General features: G+C 70.2%; 6 protein-coding genes and 1 riboswitch. All 6 genes read left to right on the top strand.

Annotation, left to right across the window (positions count from 1 at the left end; all coding sequences use genetic code 11):
* The first annotated feature begins 9 nt into the window (after positions 1 to 9).
* Entirely contained in the window at positions 10 to 2,160 is a 2,151-nt protein-coding gene (locus tag D6689_07670; GenBank protein ID RMH42613.1) for a hypothetical protein, read from the top strand.
* A 243-nt stretch (positions 2,161 to 2,403) separates the two neighbouring features.
* Positions 2,404 to 2,506, top strand: a riboswitch (TPP riboswitch).
* Positions 2,494 to 4,128, top strand: coding sequence for a phosphomethylpyrimidine synthase ThiC (gene thiC, locus D6689_07665; GenBank protein ID RMH42612.1), 1,635 nt, complete (start codon positions 2,494 to 2,496; stop codon positions 4,126 to 4,128). (Overlaps the previous riboswitch by 13 nt.)
* The gene (locus tag D6689_07660; GenBank protein RMH42611.1) at positions 3,972 to 5,042 is read left to right on the top strand and encodes a sensor histidine kinase; all 1,071 of its coding nucleotides are present in this window, start codon (positions 3,972 to 3,974) and stop codon (positions 5,040 to 5,042) included. The genes thiC and D6689_07660 overlap by 157 nt, the downstream gene beginning before the upstream one ends.
* Positions 5,043 to 5,050: 8 nt before the next feature.
* Positions 5,051 to 5,788 (top strand): DNA-binding response regulator, encoded by a 738-nt coding sequence (locus tag D6689_07655; GenBank protein RMH42614.1) that lies wholly within the window; start codon positions 5,051 to 5,053, stop codon positions 5,786 to 5,788.
* Positions 5,789 to 5,975: 187 nt separating this feature from the next.
* On the top strand, positions 5,976 to 7,022 hold the full coding sequence (locus D6689_07650) for a methyltransferase domain-containing protein (protein ID RMH42610.1): 1,047 nt from the start codon (positions 5,976 to 5,978) through the stop codon (positions 7,020 to 7,022).
* 47 nt (positions 7,023 to 7,069) lie between these two features.
* Positions 7,070 to 9,090 (top strand): NAD-dependent DNA ligase LigA (gene ligA, locus D6689_07645; GenBank protein ID RMH42609.1); only part of this gene is annotated, 2,021 nt, incomplete at its 3' end.

Raw genomic sequence — 9,090 nt, 5'->3', positions numbered from 1 at the left:
GACAAGGAGATGGTGGTGACGTCGGCGCGGCTGACCCCGGACGCCAGCCTCAACGGAGGGACGATCCAGTACTACCTGAGCAACGAGGATCCGCCGGTGTGGATCGAGGCGACGCAGGCGGCGTGCGGGGACGGAAGCGGAGACGTGTGCGCGAACTTCGACAAGCCGGTGGGGCGAGCCATCCGCTGGAAGGCGGTGATGTGTTCGAACGACTTCCACACCACGACGCCGGAGCTCAAGGGGCTCACGATCAAGTTCGACTACGCGGAGGCCAAGGTGCACTACCGCGCGGGCGTCGTGGTACACGACGGCGTGGCATACTCGGGCGGGTTCCGGCAGCCGGGAGATCGCGGGCACCTGTTCGCGACGAATCTGGGGAACGCGACCGGGACGAGCCAGACGGGGACGGTGTACTGGGACGCGGCGGCGAAGCTGGACGCGATGGCCGACGGCGCGCGGCACGTGTACACGGTGACCAGCGACGGCGGCCAGCGGGTCGACCTGTCGGCGGCGAACGCGTCGTCGGAGGCGTTGCACGACGCGCTGGGGCTGCCGGTCGGGCAGACGTCGAGCGAGGCCACGGCGGCGCAGGTAGCGACGTGGGTCCGCAGCGCGCGGTTTGGCGTGGGCAACGACGGGATCCCGCTGTCTCGGCACGGAGCGGTCGAGACGTCGACGCCGGCGGTGCTGGGGCCGCCCGGCAAGCCGCCGTGGTACGGGTTCCTGTCGTTCACGGACAAGACGAAGTGGGACCAGTTCGAGCAGGCGCACGCGAACCGGCCGACACTGGTGCTGTACGGGGCGAAGGACCAGATGATCCACGCGGTGTACACGAACCCGTCGAACCTGACCGACTCGCGCAACGGCGAGGAGCAGTGGGCGATCGTGCCGCCGAAGGTCGCGGCGGGGCTGGTGGCGGACTACTTCGCCACGCAGACGGCCGGGGAGCTGAAGGTGACGGCGTACCCGGACGGGTCGCCGACGCTGGCGGACGTGCAGTTCGCGTCCGACGGGGAGTTCCACACGGTCGCCCTGGTGGGCGGCGGCAACGGGGGCCGGAGCGTGTTCGCGATGGACGTGACGGACACGATCGCCGCGGACGGAACGGTCGTGGGGCCGACGCCGCTTTGGACCGTGACGCCCGGGGGGTCGGACGCCGGCTACGCTCGGAGCAAGCCCGTCGTGATCCGCGTCAAGATCGGGAGCGACACCAAGTACCTGGCGGTGTTCGGGACCGGCCCGGATCCGGCGGCCAGCGACAAGGGGCGCCGGGTCGTGGCCGTCGACGTCGAGACGGGCGCGCTGATGTGGCAGTTCGACGCGGAGTGCGCGGTGACGAGCGACATCGCGGCGTTCGAGACGAACGACGAGGCCGAACCGGGCGATCCGACGTTCGACGGGAGCATCGACCGCGTGGTGTTCGCGGACGCGTGCGGATATGTCTACAAGATCGACCCGCAGGTCCAGGTGCCGCTCACGGAGCCGGAAAACGGGTTCACCCAGGGCATCGGGCCGGTGACGACGCCGTCGGGGGCGGTGGCGCTGTTCAGCACCGCCGCGACTGCGGAGTTGGGCGCGCAGCGGCCCATCGTCGGGACGATCGGGGCGCGTGCGGACGCGACCGGGCGCATCGCGCTGTTTTTCGGCACCGGAGGGCTGGAGAGCTACGATCCGAGCAAGCCCAATGCGTTCTTCGCGGTGTACGCGGACACGGGCGAGCTGCGGTCGTCGCGGGTGGGGACGTGCACCGGCGGCCGGTGTGAGAAGTTCTACGGCGGAGTGGTCGTGACCTCCGACCAGGTGATCGCGACGCGCAGCGTGGACCCGCCGATTGCGAGCGCCACGTGCGAGCTGGGCGAGACCGTGATCGAGGGCTACGCACTGAACCCGGACACCGACGGCGACTTCGTCATCGACTTCACGCAGACGCTCGCCGCCGCGTCGGTGGCGGCGCTGTACGGCGACGCCGGCGCGCTGTACACGAGCACGCTCGGCGGTACGCTCGTGCGGATCGGGGCGCCCGCGGCGACCGATGCCGGCGCGGGACCCGGCGGGCCGGAGTTCGGGCAGGGCGAGGCCGGCCAGGGCGGTGGCGGCTTCGACGTCGGCGCCGCCAAGACGTCCCCGTTTTCGCTGCTGGGCTGGTTCCAGAAGCTGTAGTCCGCGCGCGCCGCACGCGCACGGGAACGCGCGGCGCACGCGAGCGCGGACCGGGCGCACGCGAGCGCGGACCGGGCGCGCGTGATTGCGAACGGGAGCGTGCGGCGCACGCGAGCGCGAACGGGGCGCGAGCGAGCGCGGACCGGGCGTACGCGAGCGCGGACCGGGCGCCGGCCGGGCCGTCGCCGGCGGCCCGCGCTTGCGATTTTGCGAGCAAGCGCTATGGTTGGCGGGTTTTCACATCACCCTTGCTGGGGGAGCTGCGTGCTGAGAGGCACGGCGAGCCCGTGCGACCCCTGAACCTGACCCGGGTAATGCCGGCGGAGGAAAGCAATGAGTCTCAACGTCATCGACGATCCCGTCGCCGCGGTCCAGCCGACCGACTGGTTTCCGCGTTCGACGAAGGTGTACAAGGAAGTGGACGGCCTGCGCGTGCCGTTCCGCCGCATCGAGCTGTCCGGCGGTGAGCCGCCGCTGGACGTGTACGACACGTCCGGGCCGCAGGGGTACGACCTGCGCGACGGCCTCCCCAAGCTGCGCCAGCCGTGGATCGAGCGGCGTCTGGCGCGCGGCGACGCCAACGTGTCGCAGCTGCACTACGCCCGCCGCGGCGAGATCACCGAGGAGATGCGGTTCGTCGCCGTCCGCGAGGGGGTGACCCCCGAGTTCGTCCGCGACGAGATCGCCGCCGGGCGCGCGATCATCCCCGCCAACCGCAACCACCCCGAGTCCGAGCCGATGATCATCGGGCGCGACTTCGCGGTGAAGATCAACGCCAACATCGGCAACTCGGCGGTCCACTCGTCCATCGCCGACGAGGTCGAGAAGCTCCGGTGGGCGATCAAGTGGGGGGCTGACACCGTCATGGATCTGTCCACCGGCGACCGCATTCACGAGACGCGCGAGTGGATCCTGCGCAACTCGCCGGTGCCGGTCGGAACGGTGCCGATCTACCAGGCGTTGGAGAAGGTCGGCGGCGTCGCCGAGGATCTCAACATCGACGTGTTCATGGAGACCCTCGAGGAGCAGGCCGAACAGGGGGTCGATTACTTCACGATTCACGCCGGTGTGCTGCTTCGCCACATTCCGCTCACCGCCGATCGCGTGACGGGCATCGTCTCGCGCGGCGGCTCGATCATGGCGAAGTGGTGCATGTACCACCACAAGGAGAACTTCCTGTACACCGAGTTCGAGCGCATCTGCGAGCTGATGAAGCGCTACGACATCGCGTTCAGCCTCGGCGACGGCCTGCGCCCCGGCTCGATCGCGGACGCCAACGACGCGGCGCAGTTCGCCGAACTCGAAACGCTGGGCGAGCTCACCGAGATCGCGTGGAAGCACGACGTGCAGGTCATGATCGAAGGGCCGGGGCACATCCCGCTGCACAAGATCAAGGAAAACGTCGACCGCCAGATCGACGTGTGCCACGGCGCGCCGTTTTACACGCTCGGCCCGATCGTCACCGACATCGCCCCGGGCTACGACCACATCACGTCGGCGATCGGCGCGGCGATGATCGGCTGGTTCGGCACGTCGATGCTGTGCTACGTCACGCCCAAGGAGCACCTGGGCCTGCCCAACCGCGAGGACGTCAAGGCGGGCGTCATCGCGTACAAGATCGCGGCGCACGCCGCGGACCTCGCCAAGGGACATCCGCTGGCGCAGCAGCGCGACGACGCGCTATCGAAGGCGCGGTTCGAGTTTCGCTGGGAGGACCAGTTCAACCTGTCGCTCGATCCGGACACCGCTCGCGCCTACCACGACGAGACCCTGCCCGCGCCGGCGGCCAAGGGCGCCCACTTCTGCTCGATGTGCGGGCCCAAGTTCTGCTCGATGAAGATTACGCAAGACGTGCGCGACTACGCGCGAGCGCACGGGATCGCCGAGGCCGAAGCGATCCGCCGCGGGTTGGCGGAAAAGGCCGAGGAGTTCCGTCGCTCGGGCAAGGATTTATACTCGCCCGGGTGAGGTTCCGCGCGCCCGCGTCCGTCGCGCTGCGCCGTGCGCAGCTCACGCTGATCTTGGCGGCGGTGGTGCCGACGGGCCTGCTGACGGCCGCCGGCGTGCTGCTGCTCGCGATCGGCGGTGACGGGGCGTCCGTGCGACTGCTGTTCGGCGTCCTCGTCCTGTCGTTCTGCGCGCTGGCGCTCACCGGCTACGTGCTCGGTTCGATCTACATCGGCCGCGGCGCGTCCCTCGCGCGCGTCCAGAACGACTTCTTGTCGTCCGTGTCGCACGAACTGCGAACACCGCTCACGTCGATCCGCATGTTCGTGGAGATGTTGCGCGAGGGCCGGGTCGCCGACGAGGATGAGCGCCAGCGCTGCCTCGACCTTGTGCAGCGCGAACTCGCGCGCCTCGAGACGCTCGTCGCTCGCCTGATCGAGCTGACCAAGATCGAGGCCGGCCGCCACGCGTTTCGGCGCGAGCGCGTCGAGGTCGCCGAACTCGCCGGCGCCGCGCGCGTCGGGCTCCAGGCGGCCGCGCTGGGCGCGCAGGTGGAACTCGTCACGGACGTCCCGGAGGGGCTCGCGGTGCTCGGCGATCGCGACGCGCTCGCCCAGGCGCTCGTGAACCTGCTCGTGAACGCGTACAAGTACGGGGGCGCCGACGACCGCATCGAGCTGATCGGCCGGCCCGCGGGCCGGCGGGTGGAGATCGCCGTCGTCGACCACGGCCCGGGCATTCCGCGCGCCGAGCAGCGGGTCATCTTCGACACGTTCGAGCGCGGCCGGGCCGCGATCGATGCGGCCAGCGAAGGCAGCGGCCTCGGACTGACCATCGTGTCCGCGATCGTGCGCGCGCACCGCGGTCGCGTTCGGGTTCGATCGGATTCGCGTTCGGGCACGCGGTTCAGTATGCTGCTGCCGCGCGCCCCCTGACGATGTCCATGACGACGCCGACCACGCCGCCGCCGCCGCGGCCCATCGAAGTCCTCATCGTCGAGGACGACGATGCCATCGCCACCGGTCTGTCGCTCAACCTCGGCATCGAAGGGTACCAGTCCGTCGTCGTGACCGACGGTCCGAGCGCGGTCGCCCGCATCGAGCGCGACCCGCCCGACCTGGTGCTGCTCGATATTTCCCTGCCGAAGCTGAGCGGGTTGGAGGTCCTGCGCCGGGTGCGCGCGACGGGGAGCCAGGTCCCGATCATCATCCTGTCGGCCCGCGGGGAAGAATTCGACAAGGTGTCGGCGCTGCGCCTGGGCGCGGACGACTACGTGACCAAGCCGTTTGCGCTCGCGGAACTCCTCGCGCGCGTGGTCGCCGTCCTGCGGCGCGCACAACGTGACGCGCCGCTCGCTCCTGCGGATTCGCCGTCCGACGGCGCGCTGCGCCGCTTTGGCGACGTGGAGATCGACGTCGACACGCGCACGGTGCGGCGCGGCGGCCGGGCCGTCAAGCTCACGCACCTCGAGTTCGAGCTGCTGTTGTTCTTCGCGCGAAATCCGTCCAAGGTGTTTTCGCGCGAGGAGCTGTTGCGTCATGTGTGGGGCTTGCGCCACTCCGGCTCGCGCCGCACCGTCGACAACTTCGTCGCGCAGTTGCGCGCGAAACTGGAGGCGAATCCGGAACGCCCCGCCCACTTCGTCACCGTGCGCGGCAGCGGGTATCGGTTCGATCCGTGAGACCCCGACGGGGGGCACGCCGGCGGCGGGCGGGCCGGCCTTCGCGGCTCCTGCCCCGTCGACCGCGGCGGGACCGCCTGCGGCCCCGCTGCACCCGCGGCGGCCGCAGTGCTACATCCCCCTACATGTGACGACCAGAGGAACTCCGCGGGCCGATCGCGCCCTTGCAACGTGGGTGTCCCCCGCTATGATGCGCCGCCGACGGCAACGGATCGTGGCGACCCACAGCAAACGCACCCATCGGTTCGAGAAGCTCGCGCGCATCTACGACCGCGAGATTCTCCCGATCTGGTCGCAGCCGTTCGGGCGCATGCTGCTGCGCGACCTCGCCATCCCGGACAAGGGCCAGATCCTCGACGTGGCGTGCGGCACCGGCTATCCGGCGGTCGAGATCGTGCGCCGCATGGGGCCCGGGTGCCGCCTCATCGCGATCGACGGGTCGTCGGCGCTGCTCGATGTCGCGCGCAACAAGATCGCCGAGGCTGGCGCCAAGGGGGTGTTCTTTCGCACCGAGTCCGCCGTCCCGCGACTGTCGTTCGCCGACGAGGTCTACGACCTGGTCGTGTGCAACCTCGGCCTGCCGGACATGCCGGACCCGGCCGCGGCGCTGGCGGACTTCGCGCGGGTGACGAAAGCCGGTGGCGAGGTCCGCGCGACGCTGCCGCTGCGCGGATCGTTTCAGGAGTTCTACGACATCTACCGCGAGGTGCTCGTCAAACACGACAAACACGACACGCTCGAGCGGCTGGACGCGCACCTCGCGCGCTATCCGACGGTGGAGGAGTGCGAGTCGTGGCTCGCTCGTGCGGGGCTCGCGCCGGCTCGCGTCGACGTCGACGAGTTCTCGCTGCTGTTCAAGTCGTCGCGCGAGTTTTTCTTTGCGCCGGTCATCGAGTACGGCCCGTTGCCCGAATGGAAGCGCGTCGCCGGCAAGGGGCAAGAACTGCAGGACGTGTTCTGGTACATCAAGGAGGCGATCGACGCCTACTTCGCGGACCGCGCGTTCGAAGTGACCATCAAGGCCGGCTGTCTGATCGGGACCAAGCCGTTCCCCGAGGACGAGGCCGAGACCGGTCAGATGGAGCCGATCGATGCCGGCGAAGAAGTCGAACTCGACACCGATCAGATCGAACTGGCCGACGAGCCGCCGGTGCCCGCGGCCGAAGAGTACGCGGACGTTCCGCTCGATGCGTTCGTCGAGGGGCGCAAGCGCCCCGATCATCTCGATGACTGAGGTGGGGCGGGGAGCCGACCGTACCACCGTCGCGACAGCGGGTGCGCATGGCCACTGACTCGACCGTGACTGGCGCGACGCGGCAGGCGTACCTGGCGCTGATCGACGAGATCGCGGAGCACGATCGGCGCTACTACGTCGAGAACGATCCGATCATCAGCGACGCCGAATACGACGCGCTCGTTCGCCGCGTGCGCGACATCGAACGACAGCACCCCGATTGGGTCGTGCCGTGGTCGCCGACGCAGCGCGTCGGCCACGAACCGGCCTCCGAGTTTCCGAAGGTCGTCCGCGACGTGCCGATGCTGTCGCTGGACAACACGTACGACGAGGCGGAACTGGCCGCGTTCGACGAGCGCGTGCGCAAGGGGCTCGGTCCCGAGGCGCGCGTCGAGTACGTCGTCGAACCGAAGATCGACGGCCTCGGCGTCGAACTGGTGTACGTCGACGGCGTGCTGGCGGTCGGCGCCACGCGCGGCGACGGCACGACGGGCGAGGACGTCACGGCCAACGTCAAGACGATCCGCGACGTGCCGCTGCGGCTGCGCCGACCCGAAACGATCACGGTCCGCGGCGAGGTGTACATCGCCCGCGCCGACTTCGAACGGCTCAACGCGGAGCGGATCGCCGCCGGCGAACCGCCCTACAAGAATGCGCGGAACACCGCGGCCGGCTCGCTCAAGCTGCTCGACCCGCGCGAGGTGGCCGCACGGCCGCTTCGCTGCATCGTGTACGAGGCGGTCGGCGTCGAGGACCGCCTCGCGACTCACATGGAGACGCTCGCGCTACTGGCCGACCTCGGCTTGCCGACCTCGCCGGAGAACCGGCTCGTGCGGTCGTTCGAGCAACTGGTCGCGCTCGTTCGCGAGTGGTCGAAGCGCTATCGCGATCTGCCCTACGCGGTCGACGGCCTCGTCATCAAGGTCAACGATCACCGGCAGCGGCGCGCGCTCGGCGCGACGTCGAAGTTTCCGCGGTGGGCGATCGCGTACAAGTTCCCGCCGGACCAGATGACGACGCGCGTCGTCGGGCTCGAGGTCAACGTCGGGCGAACCGGGGTCGTCACGCCGGTCGCGCTGCTCGAGCCGGTCGAACTGTCGGGCACGACGGTCAAGCGGGCGTCGGTCCACAACTGGGACCAGGTCGCACGCCTCGGGATCGGCACCGGCGCGCGCGTCCTGGTCGAGAAAGCCGGCGAGATCATCCCGCAGGTCGTCGCCGTGGTGGAGCCGGCCGGCGAACCGTGGCGGCCGCCGGAGCGGTGTCCGTCGTGCGGCAGCCGGCTCGTTCGCGAAGAGGGCGCGGTCGCGCTGCGCTGCCCGAACTCGCTCGGCTGTCCGGCGCAGGTCCTGGCGGGCATCGAACATTTCGCCGGCCGCGACCAGATGAACATCGACGGCCTCGGCGAGAAAGTCGTCCGCGCGCTGTACGACTCGGGGCTCGTGCGCACGGTGGCCGATCTATTCGCGCTCCGCGCCGAGGACGTGCAGAAGCTCGACCGATTTGCCGAGACGAGCGCCAACAATCTCGTCGCGGCGATCGACCGCGCGCGCCGGGAGGCGACGCTGTCCCGCCTGCTCGCCGCGCTCGGCATTCCGCACGTCGGCGGCGTCGCCGCGCGCGCGATCGCGGCGCGCTACCGCCGGCTGGGCGACCTGCTCGCCCTCGCCGATTCCGGCCAGCTCGTCGACCGGCTCACCGAAATCGACGGCGTCGGCGAGGTGACGGCGCGCTCGCTCGACGCGTTTTTGCGCAACGCGCACAACCGCGCGGTGCTCGAGCAGTTGATCGCGCGCGGGGTCGATCCGGTGGAGCCAGAACAAGCCGCCGCGTCCGGGCCGCTGGCCGGCAAGACGTTCGTCATCACCGGCACGCTGTCGCGGCCGCGCGCGGCGATCAAGCGCGACATCGAAGCCGCAGGTGGGCGCGTCGCCGGCGCCGTGAGCAAGTCGACGGACTACCTGGTCGCCGGCGCCAACACGGGCCGGACCAAGCTCGCGGCCGCCGCCGCGCACGGCGTCGAGGTGATCGACGAGGCCCGCCTCGACGCGATGCTGCGCGGCGATCT

The sequence above is a fragment of the Deltaproteobacteria bacterium genome (assembly GCA_003696105.1).
Lineage (GTDB): Bacteria > Myxococcota_A > Polyangia > Haliangiales > J016 > J016.
The sequence above is the reverse complement of the archived record's forward strand: the minus strand, read 5'-3'. Positions and strand labels throughout refer to the sequence as shown.